This window comes from Methylobacterium sp. FW306-05-D (assembly GCF_058782155.1).
Window position 1 is genome coordinate 21,748 of record NZ_JBYSXL010000007.1, and the last position, 14,672, is coordinate 36,419.

The 14,672-nt window shown below is 68.9% G+C and carries 13 protein-coding genes; 7 read left to right on the plus strand and 6 right to left on the minus strand.

Annotated elements, in window-relative coordinates:
- A complete protein-coding gene (locus tag AC3WLN_RS04635) occupies positions 1–1,254 on the minus strand; it encodes an urea ABC transporter substrate-binding protein (protein ID WP_492479913.1) in 1,254 nt (417 codons plus the stop codon).
- A gap of 422 nt (positions 1,255–1,676) precedes the next feature.
- Between AC3WLN_RS04635 and atzD the strand changes: the two genes are divergently transcribed.
- The 7 genes from atzD to AC3WLN_RS04670 all read left to right on the plus strand — a co-directional run bounded on the left by atzD (position 1,677) and on the right by AC3WLN_RS04670 (position 8,943).
- A complete protein-coding gene (gene atzD / locus AC3WLN_RS04640; protein WP_492479915.1) occupies positions 1,677–2,783 on the plus strand; it encodes a cyanuric acid amidohydrolase in 1,107 nt (368 codons plus the stop codon).
- Positions 2,784–2,787: 4 nt separating this feature from the next.
- Positions 2,788–4,209 (plus strand): dihydropyrimidinase, encoded by a 1,422-nt coding sequence (hydA, locus tag AC3WLN_RS04645; RefSeq protein WP_492479917.1) that lies wholly within the window; start codon positions 2,788–2,790, stop codon positions 4,207–4,209.
- Between the two features lie 126 nt (positions 4,210–4,335).
- Positions 4,336–5,328 (plus strand): ABC transporter ATP-binding protein, encoded by a 993-nt coding sequence (locus tag AC3WLN_RS04650; protein ID WP_492479919.1) that lies wholly within the window; start codon positions 4,336–4,338, stop codon positions 5,326–5,328.
- Between the two features lie 29 nt (positions 5,329–5,357).
- On the plus strand, positions 5,358–6,632 hold the full coding sequence (locus tag AC3WLN_RS04655) for an ABC transporter substrate-binding protein (RefSeq protein WP_492479920.1): 1,275 nt from the start codon (positions 5,358–5,360) through the stop codon (positions 6,630–6,632).
- A gap of 65 nt (positions 6,633–6,697) precedes the next feature.
- On the plus strand, positions 6,698–7,654 hold the full coding sequence (locus AC3WLN_RS04660; RefSeq protein ID WP_492479921.1) for an ABC transporter permease: 957 nt from the start codon (positions 6,698–6,700) through the stop codon (positions 7,652–7,654).
- A gap of 2 nt (positions 7,655–7,656) precedes the next feature.
- The gene (locus AC3WLN_RS04665) at positions 7,657–8,547 is read left to right on the plus strand and encodes an ABC transporter permease (RefSeq protein ID WP_492479922.1); all 891 of its coding nucleotides are present in this window, start codon (positions 7,657–7,659) and stop codon (positions 8,545–8,547) included.
- 63 nt (positions 8,548–8,610) lie between these two features.
- Positions 8,611–8,943: a hypothetical protein gene (locus tag AC3WLN_RS04670; RefSeq protein ID WP_492479923.1), complete on the plus strand. Its 333-nt coding sequence runs from the start codon at positions 8,611–8,613 to the stop codon at positions 8,941–8,943.
- A gap of 18 nt (positions 8,944–8,961) precedes the next feature.
- Here AC3WLN_RS04670 and AC3WLN_RS04675 read toward each other — a convergent pair whose 3' ends face one another.
- From AC3WLN_RS04675 to AC3WLN_RS04695, 5 genes are all read right to left on the minus strand, one after another.
- On the minus strand, positions 8,962–9,987 hold the full coding sequence (locus AC3WLN_RS04675) for an ABC transporter ATP-binding protein (protein ID WP_492479924.1): 1,026 nt from the start codon (positions 9,985–9,987) through the stop codon (positions 8,962–8,964).
- On the minus strand, positions 9,984–11,045 hold the full coding sequence (locus tag AC3WLN_RS04680) for an ABC transporter ATP-binding protein (protein WP_492479925.1): 1,062 nt from the start codon (positions 11,043–11,045) through the stop codon (positions 9,984–9,986). The genes AC3WLN_RS04675 and AC3WLN_RS04680 overlap by 4 nt, the downstream gene beginning before the upstream one ends.
- The gene (locus tag AC3WLN_RS04685; protein ID WP_492479926.1) at positions 11,042–11,971 is read right to left on the minus strand and encodes an ABC transporter permease; all 930 of its coding nucleotides are present in this window, start codon (positions 11,969–11,971) and stop codon (positions 11,042–11,044) included. Before AC3WLN_RS04685 ends, AC3WLN_RS04680 begins: the two co-directional genes overlap by 4 nt.
- On the minus strand, positions 11,971–12,924 hold the full coding sequence (locus AC3WLN_RS04690) for an ABC transporter permease (protein ID WP_492479927.1): 954 nt from the start codon (positions 12,922–12,924) through the stop codon (positions 11,971–11,973). The genes AC3WLN_RS04685 and AC3WLN_RS04690 overlap by 1 nt, the downstream gene beginning before the upstream one ends.
- Before the next feature lie 190 nt (positions 12,925–13,114).
- Positions 13,115–14,665 (minus strand): ABC transporter substrate-binding protein, encoded by a 1,551-nt coding sequence (locus AC3WLN_RS04695; RefSeq protein WP_492479986.1) that lies wholly within the window; start codon positions 14,663–14,665, stop codon positions 13,115–13,117.
- Positions 14,666–14,672 lie beyond the last annotated feature (7 nt).

A 14,672-nucleotide genomic window follows, 5' to 3' on the forward strand; every position in this document is an offset into this window, starting at 1 on the left:
TCAACCCTTCAGGTCGGGGGTGAACTGCTTGTTGGTCTTCGGATTCTTCAGGAGGTCGCAGGCGCCGCCGGTATCAGCCGGGAACTGGTCCGGGAAGCTCGCGAGGATCTCCCACTTCTTGTCTTTCGGTCGGGCCAGATAGGTGCTGCGGATGGTGTGGTGGGTCGCCCCGTCCATGGTCACCTTGCCGGTCGGTCCCTCGTAGGAGAGGCCGGATTCGAGGGCGGCGATCACCTTGTCCCGGTCCAGGGAGCCGGCCTTCTTCACCCCCTCGGCCCAGAGCATGATGCCGTCGTAGGTGGCGGTGTCGAGTTCGCTGAGGTCCGTGACGTCGGCACCGAACTTGGCCTGCATGCCCTTCACGAACTCGACGCTCCGGGCGTCGGGCAGGTCGTTGTACCAGCCGTAGCAGGTGAGGATGCCGCTGGTGGTCGAGGCATCCATGGTGGTGAGCTCGTCGCCGAGGCCGAAGACCGAGCTGGCGACCGGGATCCGGCTCTTCATGCCGGCCGCGTCCCATTGGCGGTAGAAGCCCGAATGGTTGGCGCCGACCAGGGCCGAGAGCACGAGGTCGGGCTGGGCCTGCTGGATGCGGCTGATCGCGGAGGAGAAGTTCGTCACGTCGAGGGGGAAGAAGTCGGTTCCGGCGACCGAGCCGCCGCCGTCCTTCATGAACTTCGTCATCCAGCTCGCGGTGATGTGGCCGTAATTGTAGTCCGCCGCGACGATGTAGGCTTTCTTGCCCCAGGTCTTCAGGGCGTAATCGACGATGTGGTTCACGGTCTGGGCCGGCGTCGTGCCGGTGCAGAATACGTTGCGGTCGCAGACGCCGCCCTCGTACTGGGTGTTGTAGAAGTACAGGGTCTTGGAGCGGCCGAAGATCGGCCGGATCGCCTCGCGCGAGGCCGAGGTGATGCCGCCCTGGATGACGTCGACCTTCTCCTTCAGCGCGAGCTGCTGGGCGTACTGGGTGTAGAGCTGCATGCTCGACTGGGTGTCGTAGGCGATGACCTTGACCGGGCGCCCGAGGAGACCGCCCGCCTTGTTGATCAGATCCACCGCGTATTCCGTGGTCTCGATCATCCGCTTGCCCTCGAGGCCGAGGGCTCCGCTGCCGTCGAGGAGGCTTCCGAGCTTGATCGGCGCCTCGGTCGCGAGGCCGTGGCGTGCCAGGAAGGGCGTCGCGAGGGCGCCCGCCGCGGCGCCCGCCCCGAGCCTGAGTGCGCCGCGCCGGCTGATCGTCGGGTGTGTCATGCGTTCGCGCTCCTCGGGAATACCAGCGGGTGGCCAAGTGCGTCGCCGGCGTCGTCGGGGCCCCGCAGGCCCCGTCTTGCCTGAACTCGTCGTGCCGAAGCCCGTCTTGGCAAAACCAATGCCAACAAATCCCACAGATCGGTCAGGCCTTCGATCGGGCAGTCCGAGTGCCGCCCGCATGATCAGATCGAACAAATAGGCGCCACCCCGCACCGTTCGAAAGCCACAAATCGTGCAGTTCCAAACTGGGCTGCGCAGGAAGGGCCCGCCCGTCCCGGTTTACCCCAGGGCAAGAGCCGTACCGTCCGAAGGGGCGCGGCCGTTGCCGGTTCGGGAGCGACGCGTGCGCAAACCAGCACTCGCGCGGAACGACCGCTCGGCCTAGCCTGACCCCGGTCTTCCCATCCCGATGCGAACACGCCATGCCCGAATGCCTCGTCTTCCGCGTGCCGACCCGGCACCCCGCCGACGTCTCGGGGGTGATGGACCTCATCGCCGCCGGAGCGCTGGCGGCGGACGAGATCGTGGCGATCTTCGGCAAGACCGAGGGCAACGGCTGCGTCAACGACTTCACCCGCCAGCTGGCCGTGATGGCGCTCGAGACCGCCCTCGCCGGCGCGATGGGCTGTACGCCCGCCTCTGTCGGAGCGCGGGTCGCGCTGGTCATGTCGGGCGGTACCGAGGGCGGCCTCTCCCCGCACCTCCTCGTGCTGGCGCGCCGCGATCGTCCCGCCGAAGCCGGCGCCGCGGCGCTCGCCGTCGGCACCGCCTTCACCGCCGATTTCCAGCCCGAGGCGATCGGCCGGATGGCGCAGGTGCGGGCGACGGCCGCCGCGGTGACCGAGGCCATGGCCCGGGCCGGCCTCGACGATCCGGAGGACGTGCATTTCGTCCAGGTGAAGTGTCCGCTTCTCACCAGCGCCCGCATCCAGGAGGCCGCCGCGCGCGGGCAGGGTGTCGCGACCCACGACACCTACGCCTCCATGGGCCTGTCGCGCGGAGCCTCGGCGCTGGGCATCGCCCTGGCCCTGGGCGAAGTCCCGGACGAAGACCTCTCGGACGCCGTCATCGGCACGCGACCGGATCTCTATTCCGGCCGGGCCAGCGCCTCGGCCGGAATCGAGCTCATGCGCAACGAGGTCATCGTCCTCGGCAACGGCCGCGGCTGGTCCGGCCCCCACGCCATCGCCCACCGGGTCATGCGCGACGGCATCGATGTCCAGGCGATCCAGGGCGCCCTGTCGGATCTCGGGTTCCCCGTCCAGGGCCAGCTCGCCCCCGAGGAGTCCGAGCGCGTGGTCGCGCTGCTCGCCAAGGCCGAGCCCTCGCAGGACGGGCTGATCCGGGGGCGCCGCCACATCATGAACGACGACAGCGACATCAACGCCACCCGGCACGCCCGCGCCCTCGTGGGCGGGGTCGCCGCCGCGGCGATCGGCCGGACCGACCTGTTCGTCTCGGGTGGTGCCGAGCACCAGGGGCCGGACGGCGGCGGCCCAGTGGCGATCATCGCGCGCGTGAGGACCTGACGCCATGCCCGAGTTCGACCTCGCCATCCGGGGCGGGACCCTGGTCACCGCCACCGATACGTTCTCCGCCGATCTCGGCATCCGCGGCGGCCGCATCGCGGCGATCGGCGAGCGGATCTCCGATGCCGCCCGCACGATCGACGCCTCCGGCCTCCTCGTCCTGCCCGGCGGCATCGACAGCCACGTCCACATCGCCCAGGATTCCGGTCCCGGCATCGTCATGGCTGACGACTTCGCCTCCGCGACCCGGGCCGCGGCGGCCGGCGGCAACACCTGCGTCATGCCCTTCGCGCTCCAGCCCCGCGGCGCTTCCCTGCGCGCGGCGACGAAGGCCTACCGGGCTCTGGCGGAAGGGCAGTGCCACATCGATGTCGCCATCCACCTCATCGTCTCGGACCCGACGCCGGCGGTGCTCGGCCAGGAACTGCCGGCCCTGATCGCCGAGGGCTACACCTCGTTCAAGGTGTTCATGACCTACGACGATCTCGTCCTGAACGACCGCCAGATCCTCGACGTGTTCGACCTGGCGCGCCGCGAGGGCGCGCGCGTCATGGTCCATGCCGAGGGCTACGACGCCATCCGCTACATGACCGAGCGGCTGGAGAAGGCCGGCGAGACCCGCCCCTTCGGCCATGCCCTGTCCCGGCCGCAGGTGGTGGAGCGCGAGGCGGCGCACCGGGCGATCGCGCATGCGGAACTCGTCGACCTGCCCATCGTGATCGTGCACGTCTCGGGCGAGCAGGCCATGGAGCAGATCGCCTGGGCCCGGGAGCGCGGCCTGAAGGTCCACGCCGAGACCTGCCCGCAATACCTGACGCTCACCGCCGACCACATGAAGGGCCTCGGTTCCGACGACCCGATGGCGGGGGCGAAGTACGTCTGCTCGCCGCCGCCGCGCGAGGCCTCGAACCAGGCCGCGATCTGGCGCGGAATCCAGACCGGCTTGTTCGACGTGGTCTCCTCCGACCATTGCCCGTTCCGCTACGACGATCCGGCCGGCAAGCTGAACCCGAAGGGCCGGACCTCGTTCCGATGGGTCCCCAACGGCATCCCGGGCATCGAGACGCGCCTGCCCATCCTGTTCTCCGAGGGGGTCTCCACGGGGCGCATCTCCCTCAACCGCTTCGTGGAACTCACCGCCACCAACCACGCCAAGCTCTACGGGCTCTACCCGCGCAAGGGCTCGATCGGCATCGGCTTCGACGCCGACCTGACCCTGTGGGACCCGAACCGCCGCGAGACGATCCGGCAGGCCGACCTCCACCACGGAGCGGATTACACCCCCTGGGAAGGGTTCGCGGTGACGGGCTGGCCGGTGATGACCCTCGCGCGGGGCGAGATCGTCGCCGAGGATGGGCGGGTGACCGGCATCCCGGGGCGGGGCCGGATCCTCGACCGGACGGTGGCACCGCCGCGGCCCGTCTGAGCGATTCGACACCGGAGCGATCCGGCACACGGCGCCGGATCGCCCTCGGCCCCGGGGGCGCTCTCGGATGCGAATCGGGTATCGTCTGGCCCGCCCCTTGCTGGGGATCGGGTGGGGAGACAACGCATGGACGTCGAGCTGATCCGCCTGACCAAGCGCTACGGCAACACGACCGCCGTGGACGGTATCGACCTGAAGGTCCGCTCGGGCGCCTATTGCTGCCTGCTCGGCCCCTCGGGCTGCGGCAAGACCACGACCCTGCGGATGATCGGCGGGCACGAGACGGTGTCCTCGGGCGACGTGGTCATCGGTCCGCGCGCCGTGGGCGACGCCACGCCGGCCGAGCGCGGCACGGCGATGATGTTCCAGAGCTACGCCCTGTTTCCCCACCTCAATTGCCGCGACAACGTCGCCTTCAGCCTGAAGATGCGAGGCATCGCGAAGGCCGAGCGCCGCGCCAAGGCGCTGGCGATGCTCGACCTCGTGCAGATGGCCCATCTGGCGGAGCGCTTGCCGGCGCAGCTCTCCGGTGGCCAGCAACAACGCGTGGCGCTCGCCCGCGCGCTGGTCACCGGACCCAAGGTCCTGCTCCTCGACGAGCCGCTCTCGGCCCTCGATCCGTTCCTGCGGGTCCGGATGCGGACCGAGCTGAAGCGGCTCCAGGCCGAGCTCGGCATCACCTTCATCCACGTCACCCACAGCCAGGAGGAGGCGATGGCGCTCTCCGACCTCGTGGTGGTGATGAACGGGGGGCGCATCGAGCAGGCGGCCACCCCGCGGGACGTGTTCGAGCGCCCGGCCACCGCCTTCGTCGCCCGCTTCATCGGCGGCCACAACATCATCCGCCTTCCCGATGCGACCGAGGTGGCGGTGCGCGCCGATCGGATGCGCCTCGGCCCGCAGGCCGGTCCGGAGGCGGTGCCGGCCCGCGTCGTCTCGGTGGAGTACCAGGGCACCAGCGTGCATGTGGGCTTCGAGGCGGACGGTCTCGGCGGAGACCCCGTCACCGCGCTCACGGCCGTGATCGACGACCGCGCCTATGCGGGGCATCCCCTGGCGCTGGGCCAGACCGTGCCGCTGGGCTGGGACGCCGACGCCGCCCACCGCCTGAGCGCCTGATCCGTTTTTTACCGCGTAGAGGAACCCGCATGACGACCCCGATCAAGCTGAGCCGCCGCACCCTGCTCCAGGGCGCGGGTGCCACCGGACTGGCGCTCGGCGCCGGCCCGATCACCGGCTTTCCCAACGTGATCGCCGCCGAGCCCGTGACCCTGCGCTACCTCGGCACCGCCGTGAACCAGTCCGGCGACATCGCCCGCAAGGTGAAGGAGGATCTCGGGATCACCATCGAGTACATTCCCGTCGTCACCGACGAGGTGACGAAGCGCGTGGTGACGCAGCCGAATTCCTTCGACCTCCTCGACACCGAATTCTTCAGTCTCAAGAAGCTCATCCCGTCGGGCAACATCCAGGGCATGGATGCGCGCCGGATCAAGCAGGCCGACAACATCACCCCGGTCTTCACCAAGGGCGAGGTCGCCGGCAAGAAGATCGGCGACCAGGGCACGGCACCCAAGAAGGTGTTCTACCTCGAGGGGCAGAACTCGAAGAACTTCGCCGGCTCGCCCACCGAGTGGATCACCCTGATCCCCACCACCTACAACGCCGACACGCTCGGTATCCGGCCCGACCTGATCAAGCGCCCGATCTCGAGCTGGAAGGAGCTCCTGAACCCCGAATTCAAGGGCAAGGCCTCGATCCTCAACATTCCCTCCATCGGCATCATGGATGCCGCCATGGTGATCGAGGCCACGGGCGACTACACCTATCCCGACAAGGGCAACATGACGAAGGCCGAGATCGACCGCACCATCAAGCTCTTGATCGAGGCCAAGCGCGCCGGCCAGTTCCGCGCCTTCTGGCAGGACTTCAACGAATCCGTGAACCTGATGGCGTCCGGCGAGACGGTGATCCAGTCGATGTGGTCGCCCGCCGTCACCAAGGTCCGCAGTCAGGGCGTGGCCTGCACCTACCAGCCCCTCAAGGAAGGCTACCGTGCCTGGGCGACCGGCTTCGGCCTGCCCAAGACCCTGACGGGCCGCAAGCTCGATGCGGCCTACGACTTCATCAACTGGTTCCTCTCCGGCTGGGCCGGCGCCTACCTCAACCGCCAGGGCTACTACTCCGCCGTGCTGGAGACGGCGAAATCGCACATGGAGCCCTACGAGTGGGCCTACTGGATGGAGGGCAAGCCCGCCGAGAAGGACATCAAGGGTCCGGACGGCAGCGTGCTGGAGAAGGCCGGCGCCACCCGCGACGGCGGTTCCTTCGAGACCCGCATGGGCAGCGTCGCCTGCTGGAACGCCGTGATGGACGAGAACACCTACATGGTCCGCAAGTGGAACGAGTTCATCGCCGCGTGAGCGGGACCGCGCTCCGACCCTCCCCCGCAGAGGGGGAGGGTTTCGCGTGTCATGAGGGTTGAACCATGACCGACACCGCCCTCTCCGCGATACCCGCCGCCGCGAACGTCCCGGCCGCTCCGGCTTCGACCACCAGCCTCACGGCCAAGACCCGGCGGCGCCAGGCGCTGGCCTATCTCCAGGCCGCGCCGATGGCGCTCGTGTTCCTGGTGTTCTTCGTGGTGCCGCTGGCGCTGACCCTGATCGTCAGCTTCTGGGACTACAACGAGTACGAGATCATCCCGTCCTTCACGGTGCAGAACTACATCGACGTGTTCGACGGCTGCCTCAACACGGCGGATGCCTGCACGACCCTGCGGACTTACCTCTCCACCCTGAAGTTCTGCGCGCTGACCTGGGCCTGCACCCTCGTGATCGGCTTCACGGTGGCCTACTTCGTCGCCTTCCACGTCCGCTCGCGGACCATGCAGATGGCGCTGTTCCTGGTCTGCACGATCCCGTTCTGGACCTCGAACGTGATCCGGATGATCTCCTGGATCCCGCTGCTCGGCCGCAACGGCCTCGTCAACGACACGCTGATGGGGATGGGGCTGATCAAGTCGCCGATCGAGGGCCTGCTCTACTCCGACTTCTCCGTGGTCCTCGCCTTCGTGCACCTCAACACCGTCTTCATGATCGTGCCGATCTTCAACAGCATGGCGCGCATCGACCGTTCGCTGATCGAGGCGGCCTATGATTCCGGCGCCACCGGCTGGCAGACGCTCTGGAACGTGGTGGTGCCGCTGGCCAAGCCCGGCATCGCCATCGGGTCGATCTTCGTGATCACCCTGGTGATGGGCGACTTCGTCACCGTTGGCGTCATGGGCGGCCAGCAGATCGCCTCGGTCGGCAAGGTCATCCAGGTCCAGATGTCGGCCCTGCAACTGCCGGCGGCCGCCGCCAACGCGGTGGTGCTGCTGGGTGCCGTGATGCTGATGATCGTGGCCATGACCCGCCTCATCGACCTGCGCAAGGAACTCTGACCGTGAGCGACCGCCCCCGCTCCCCGGCCTTCTACGCCCTGGCGGCGTTCTTCGCCCTCTTCGTCGCCTTCCTGTACGGGCCGACGCTGACGATCCTGGTGTTGAGCTTCCAGGGTCCGCAGGGCGGCCTCACCTTCCCGATGAACGGCGTCTCGACGCACTGGTTCGGCAAGCTCTGGGCCGGGCTCGGCATCGTCGACATCTGGGGCGCCCTCTGGCGCTCGCTGCGCCTCGGCCTCGTGGTGATGCTGCTCACCGTCGTCGTCGCGTTCTTCGCAGGGTTGGCCTTCCGCAAGCGCTTCCGCGGCGAGGGCGCGCTGTTCACCATCGCGGTGGCGAGCCTGATCGTGCCCTCCATCGTGGTCTCCCTCGGCATCGGCCTGGAATTCCGGCTGCTCGACGAGGCGGTGAAATGGGCCGCCGCCGAGACCGGCTGGGGCTGGCTGCAGGAGCACGGGACCCTGATGGGGCTCTACACGTCGGCGCTGGGAGCCCACCTGACCTGGACCCTGCCCTTCGGCCTCCTCATCATGTTCGCGGTCTTCAATCGGTTCGACCCGGCCTACGAGGAGGCGGCCCGCGATCTCGGCGCCACGGGGCCCCAGACCCTGCGGTACGTGGTGGTGCCGATCCTCGGCCCTTCCCTCGTTGGCGTCGCGCTGTTCGGCTTCACCCTGTCCTTCGACGAGCTCGCGCGAACGAGCCAGGCCATCGGCGGCCGCAACACCCTGCCGCTGGAGTTGCAGGGGCTGACCACCACCGTCACGACGCCGGAGATCTACGCGCTGGGCACCCTGACCACCGGCATGTCCCTCGCGGTGATCGGGCTGGCCTTGGGGACGAGCCTGTATCTCCAGAAGCGGAAGGCGAAGGCCGGGCTGCGGCTGGGGTGACATTCGGGAAAGGCGTTCGGGCTACGCTGGCATGCCGATGCGGTCCTGGAGGCGATTCCCAAGATGACACGTGCCTACCTCCTTGCTGCAGCAACGACGGCCTGTCTCATCGGACTGTCCTGGGTGGCGAACGGTCACCTTGGTCACCTCGACCGTCTGCCGATGCAGTGGGGAATCGACGGACGTCCCAACTGGTTCGCGCCAAGATGGATCGCACTTAGCTTCGGGCCGGGGATCGGCATCTTCGCGATGGCGACGGTGCTGGTGCGATATCGGTACGATGCCGATGGTACGCGGGCGTTACGGGCCCTTCTGCCCGTAAGCGTCATCGTGATCGGCGCCCACGTGTTCCACCTTCACATGCTCTGGGTAAAGGCATCGGTCCCACCTGGCTGACGATGGTACGCCCGCAGGCTACGCCATCGCTTCCATCACCGCCGCTCTATCCCCCTGGAACGCCGCGTGGGCCGCCTCGGTGCGCCAGCAGGCGGCCCGGTGGCCGGGCTGCACATCGACGTAAGGGGGCGCCTCGACCCGGCAGCGCTCCTCGGCGAGGAAGCAGCGCGGGGCGAAGGGGCAGCCCGGCGGGCGGTTGGCGAGGTCCGGCGGGCTGCCGGGAATCGTCTTCAGGCGCGTGCCCTTGGCGAGCGCCCCGTCGGCGCGGCTGCGCAGGAGGCCGATCGTGTAGGGGTGATGCGGATTCAGCACCACGTCGCGGGCGGAGCCCTCCTCGACGATGCGACCGGCATACATCACCGCGATCCGGTCGGCGACCTCCACGGCGGCGCCGAGGTCGTGGGTGACGAAGATCGTCGAGAGGCCGAGTTCCGCCTGTAATTCGCGCAGCAGCAGCAGGATCTGGATCTGCACCGTCGCGTCCAGCGCCGTGGTCGGCTCGTCGGCGAGCAGCACCTGCGGCCGGCAGGCCAGCGCCAGGGCGATCATCGCGCGCTGGCGCATGCCCCCCGACATCTCGTGCGGATAGGCGTCGAGGCGCCGCTCCGGGCTCGGGATGCGGACGCGCTCGAACAGGGCCAGGGCGCGCTGGCGCGCCGCCGCGGCGCTGATCCGCTCATGCTGGCGGATCGCCTCGGTGATCTGCTGGCCCACCGTATAGACGGGATCGAGGGCGAGCAGCGGTTCCTGGAAGATCATCGCCACGGCCCGGCCGCGCAGGGCCCGCAGGGCCTTGGGCGACATCGCCATCACGTCCGCGCCGCCCACCCGGATCGTGCCGCCGATCCGTGTCCGGCGCTCCGGGTTGAGGCGCATGATCGCCCGCAGGGTGACGCTCTTGCCGGAGCCGGACTCGCCGATCAGCGCCACGGCCTGGCCGCGCTCCAGGGTCAGGTCGACCCCATCCACGGCCTCGACCACGCCGCCGAAGACCACCGTCAGGCCGCGGATCGCGACGGCCGGCTCGGGTGCGGACGCGCTCATGCGGCCACCGTCAGGCTGGGCGAGAGGGAATGGCCCGAGCCCGGCTGGCGGGCGAGGCAGGCGACGCGGTGGTGCGGGTCGAGGGCGTCCAGCGGCGGGACCGTACCCCGGCAGACCTCTTCGACGAGGGTGCAGCGGGGATGGAAGCGGCAGCCGGCGGGCGGATTGATGGGGTTCGGCGGATCACCGGCGAGCGGCGCCACTTCCGTCCGCGCATCCGGGTCCATCGAGGGCATCGAGGACAGGAGCGCGGCCGTGTAGGGGTGGGCCGGCGCGGCCAGCACGGTATCGGCCGGACCGATCTCGACCACCTGGCCGAGATACATCACCGCCACCCGGTCGCAGATGAAGCGCACCACGTTGAGGTCGTGGCTGATGAACAGGTAGGTGAGGTTGAACTCCTGCTTGAGGTCCATCAGCAGGTTCAGCACCTGCGCCTCCACCGACTTGTCCAGCGCCGAGACCGCCTCGTCGAGCACCACGAGGCGGGGTTCCAGCGCGAGCGCCCGGGCGATGTTCACCCGTTGGCGCTGGCCCCCGGACAGCTCGTGCGGGTAGCGCGCGGCGAAGCGCGCCGGCTCCAGCCCCACCCGGGCGAGCAGGCTGCGGGCGCGCTCGATGGCCTGGCGCTTCGGAACCCCGTGCACCTGCGGCCCGAAGGCGATGGAGCCCTCGATGGTCATGCGCGGATTGAGGGATGAGTAGCTGTCCTGGAACACCATCTGGGCCTGGGCCCGGAAGTCGCGCAGGGGCAGCGCCCGGCCGCCGATGCGCTCGCCGTCGAACAGCAGGTCACCGGATTCGTGCCGGATCAGGCCCATGATCAGCCGGGCGGTGGTGGACTTGCCGCAGCCCGATTCGCCGACGACCCCGAGGGTCTCACCCTTCAGGATCTCGAAGTCGACGCCGTCCACCGCCCGCACCACAGCCTTGGTGCCGCCGAACCCCTTCTTGACGGGGAAGTGCTTCACCAGGCGGTCGACGGTGAGGAGGGGCTGGGCCGGCCCCCCCCGGTCGCGGGCGATCGGGACGGTGGTGAGGCCGATGGGCGTGCTCATGCCTTCACCTCCATGGCGGATCGCAGGCCGTCGGAGAACAGGTTGAACGAGATCGAGACGATGAAGATGGCCAGCCCCGGCAGGGCCGCGACCATCGGGTTCACGTAGATCGCCGTGCGCAGGGTGTTGAGCATCAGGCCCCATTCGGGCTCCGGCGGCTTCACGCCGAGGCCGAGGAAGGAGAGGCCCGAGGCCAGGATCATCGACACGCTGATGAGGCTGGTGGCGTAGACGAAGATCGGCCCGAGCACGTTGCCGAGCACCTGCACCCGCAGGATCGTCAGGGTCGAGGCGCCCGAGAGACGGGCCGCGTCGACGTAGTCGCGGGCGCGGATCTGGGTGGTCACGCTCTCGGCCACGCGGGCGATCTGGGGCACGAACACGCAGGTCAGCGACACGATGGAGTTGAAGATGCCCGCGCCGAGGGCGCCCGAGAGCGCGATGGCGAGCAGGACCGAGGGGAAGGCGAAGAACACGTCCACCGTGCGCATCAGCACGGTGTTGACCCAACCGCCGACATAGCCGGCCAGGATGCCGATGCCGGAGCCGATGACGAAGGCGAGGATGACCGGCGTGACTCCGATGAACAGGGACAGGCGCCCGCCCATCATCAGGCGGCTGAGCATGTCGCGGCCGAGCTCGTCGGACCCTAAGATGTAGGTCGCGTCGCCGATGGGCTTCAGGCGCCGCAGCATCGATCCGCGATAGGGGTCCATCGGGGTGATCCAGGGCGAGAGCAGCGCCACCGCCACGATGGCGAGGATCACGCAGGCGGCGGCCATCGCCACGGGATCGCGCAGGAGCTTGTGGCCGACCTGCCCCCAGAACCCCCGCGAGGGTACGAAGGCGTCGGGCGCCGCCGGTGCGGGGGCGGCGGCGCCGGCGATGTCGAGGACCGGCGCGGCGGCCTGTGTCGCGCGTATCATCAGCCCCTCTCGATGCGCGGGTCGAGCGCCGTCTGCACGACGTCGACGATGAGGTTCAGGGCGACGAAGAACATCGCCAGGACGAGGATCGAGCCCTGGAGCAGGGGCAGGTCGCGCTGGAAGATCGCGGCGTTGAGGAGGAAGCCGGTGCCGGGCCAGGCGAACACCGTCTCGATCAGGATCGAGCCGCCGAGCAGGTAGCCGAGCTGCAGGCCCATGATGGCGAGCGCCGTGGGAGCGGCATTCTTCACCACGTGTTTGAACACGCCGAACTCGCTCATGCCCTTGGCCCGCAGCGCGCCCACGAAATCCTGGGCGAGGATGTCGCCCACCAGCGCCCGGATGGTGCGGGCGATGACCCCCATGGGGATCACCGACATCGTGAGGGCGGGCAGGATGATGTAGCGCAGGTGGTCGAGATCGGGCCGCCAGTTGCCCGAGCCGTCCGGCCCGGCCCCGGTGGGCGGCAGCCAGCCGAGCTGGGCCGAGAACACGATGACCAGCACCATGCCGAGCCAGTAATGCGGCACGCTGACCCCGAACACCGACACCGCCGAGGCGAGCCGGTCCAGGACCGAGTTGCGGAAGTAGCCGGCCACGAAGCCGAACAGGCAGCCGAAGGTGAATCCGATCAGCGTCGCCACGGAGGCGAGGATCAGGCTGTTGACCACGGCCCGGCCGACCTCCTGCACCACCGGGCGGCCCGTGGCGATGGAGATGCCGAGATCGCCCTGGAGCACGTGCCAGAGCCAGATCACGTACTGCACGGGCAGCGGCTTGTCGTAGCCGTAGGCCGCCCGCATGGCGTCGATGGTCTCCTGCGTGGCGTCCACCGGGAGCACGGCGCTCAGGGGGTCGCCGGGGGCGAGGTGGACCAGCATGAAGCAGACGACGCTCACGCCGAGGGCCACCGGCGTGACGGTCAGCAGGCGCTGGAGGATGAACTTCAGCATGGCGCGGACCGCCGGAGGCACCCTCCCCCCTCTGCGGGGGAGGGTGGTCGCGGAGCGAGCGGGAGAGGGGTCGGCTCGGGACTACTCGGAGAAGGCAGTGTTCCCCTCTCCCGATCCACTTCGTGGACCACCCTCCCCCGCAGAGGGGGGAGGGTTCCGTCCTGCGCGCAGCCCGTCATCACCCGTCGCATCACTTGCCCATCGAGATCGGCGAGAAGTCCTGGAACCAGTTCTGCGCCTGCACGAAGCCCTTCACCTTGGGGCTCATGGCGCGCGGGTTGGTGTCGTGGGCCACCATCAGGAACAGGGCGTCGTTGACGTACTTCTCGTGGACCTTCTGCAGGACCTTTGTCTGCTCGGCCGGGTCGAAGGTGGTGCGGACCTGATCGAAGAGCTTGTCCATCTCGGGGTCGCAGTAATGGCCCCAGTTGGTGCCGGTGGGCGCGGCCAGGTTGCATTGGAGATGGCGGATGAAGCCCGTGAAGGGGTCCTGGATGAAGTAGGAGAAGTTCATCCCCGTCGCCTTGCGCGACATGTCGGACTTGGCGCCCGCGCGCCACAGGTTGATGAGCGTGTTCCACTCGACCACCTCGAACTCGACCTTGATGCCGACATCCGCGAGGTTCTGCTGGATGAACTCGTTCATCGGCAGGGGCTGCATCTGGCCCGAGCCCGAGGGCGCGATCAGGATCTTGGTGACGATGGGCTTGTTGGGGCCGTAGCCGGCCTCGGCCAGGAGCTTCTTGGCCGCCTCCGGATCGTAGGTCGGCTTGAAGCTCGGGTTGCCGAACCAGGCCGAGCCCGGCGGCATGAAGCCCTGGGCCGGGATCATCAGCCCGTTGAGCAATTCCTTCATGCCCTCGCGGTCCACCGCGAGGTTGGCCGCCTTGCGCACGCGGATGTCGTTCCACGGCGAGCCCTCCGCGCGGGAGAGGTGCCAGGTCCAGTTGTGCGGGTAGGCATTGGTGACGATCCCGAAACCGGCCGCCTTGAGGGAGGCCACCGCGTCCGGCGGAGGCGCCTCGATCCAGTCGACCTGGCCGGAGCGGAGCGCGGCCACGCGGGCATTGGCCTCGGGCAGCGGCACGAGCACGAGCTTGTCGAGCTTCGGCACCCGGCCCTTGTCCCAGTATTCCTTGTTGGGCGCCATCTCGGCCCGCTCGCGCGGGGCGAACAGGGTCAGCTTCCAGGGGCCGGTGCCGGCCGGGGTCTTGGCGAAGGCGTCCCAGCTCTTGCCGACCTTCTCCCACTGGGCGGGCGACGAGATCATGATCCAGGCGATCTGATAGGGCAGCGTCGCGTCGGGGTTCTTGGTGATCACCTCGAGGGTGGTCGGGTCCACGGCGCGGTAGCTCGCCACCGCCGGGATGCGCGAGCGCCCCTGGGCGGACTGGCGCGGGTCGAATTGCGGCGCATCGGTCTTCAGAAGCTTGTCGAGGTTCCACACCACCGACTCGGCGGTGAAGGGCGAGCCGTCGTGGAAGGTCACGCCCTCGCGCAGCTTGAAGGTCCATTTGGTGTTGTCGGCGGGATCGACGGTCCAGCTCGTGGCGAGGCCCGGCACCAGCACGGAGGGCTTCGTGGCCGAGGAGAGGTCCCAATTGATGAGGCCGTCATAGACCGTGTAGCCCGTGAACCGCATGCCCTCGCCGCCATTGTCGGCTTGGCCCGTGGTGAGGGGGATGTCGGAGGCGGTCATGCCGATCTTGAGCACGCCCTGGGCGAGGGCCGCGGGCATCATCGCCCCG

Coding starts and splice junctions, on each gene's coding strand:
- AC3WLN_RS04635 (WP_492479913.1), bottom strand. CDS start 1,254: ATGACACACCCGACGATCAGCCGGCGCGGCGCACTCAGGCTCGGGGCG.
- atzD (WP_492479915.1), top strand. CDS start 1,677: ATGCCCGAATGCCTCGTCTTCCGCGTGCCGACCCGGCACCCCGCCGAC.
- hydA (WP_492479917.1), top strand. CDS start 2,788: ATGCCCGAGTTCGACCTCGCCATCCGGGGCGGGACCCTGGTCACCGCC.
- AC3WLN_RS04650 (WP_492479919.1), top strand. CDS start 4,336: ATGGACGTCGAGCTGATCCGCCTGACCAAGCGCTACGGCAACACGACC.
- AC3WLN_RS04655 (WP_492479920.1), top strand. CDS start 5,358: ATGACGACCCCGATCAAGCTGAGCCGCCGCACCCTGCTCCAGGGCGCG.
- AC3WLN_RS04660 (WP_492479921.1), top strand. CDS start 6,698: ATGACCGACACCGCCCTCTCCGCGATACCCGCCGCCGCGAACGTCCCG.
- AC3WLN_RS04670 (WP_492479923.1), top strand. CDS start 8,611: ATGACACGTGCCTACCTCCTTGCTGCAGCAACGACGGCCTGTCTCATC.
- AC3WLN_RS04675 (WP_492479924.1), bottom strand. CDS start 9,987: ATGAGCGCGTCCGCACCCGAGCCGGCCGTCGCGATCCGCGGCCTGACG.
- AC3WLN_RS04680 (WP_492479925.1), bottom strand. CDS start 11,045: ATGAGCACGCCCATCGGCCTCACCACCGTCCCGATCGCCCGCGACCGG.
- AC3WLN_RS04685 (WP_492479926.1), bottom strand. CDS start 11,971: ATGATACGCGCGACACAGGCCGCCGCGCCGGTCCTCGACATCGCCGGC.
- AC3WLN_RS04690 (WP_492479927.1), bottom strand. CDS start 12,924: ATGCTGAAGTTCATCCTCCAGCGCCTGCTGACCGTCACGCCGGTGGCC.
- AC3WLN_RS04695 (WP_492479986.1), bottom strand. CDS start 14,665: ATGATGCCCGCGGCCCTCGCCCAGGGCGTGCTCAAGATCGGCATGACC.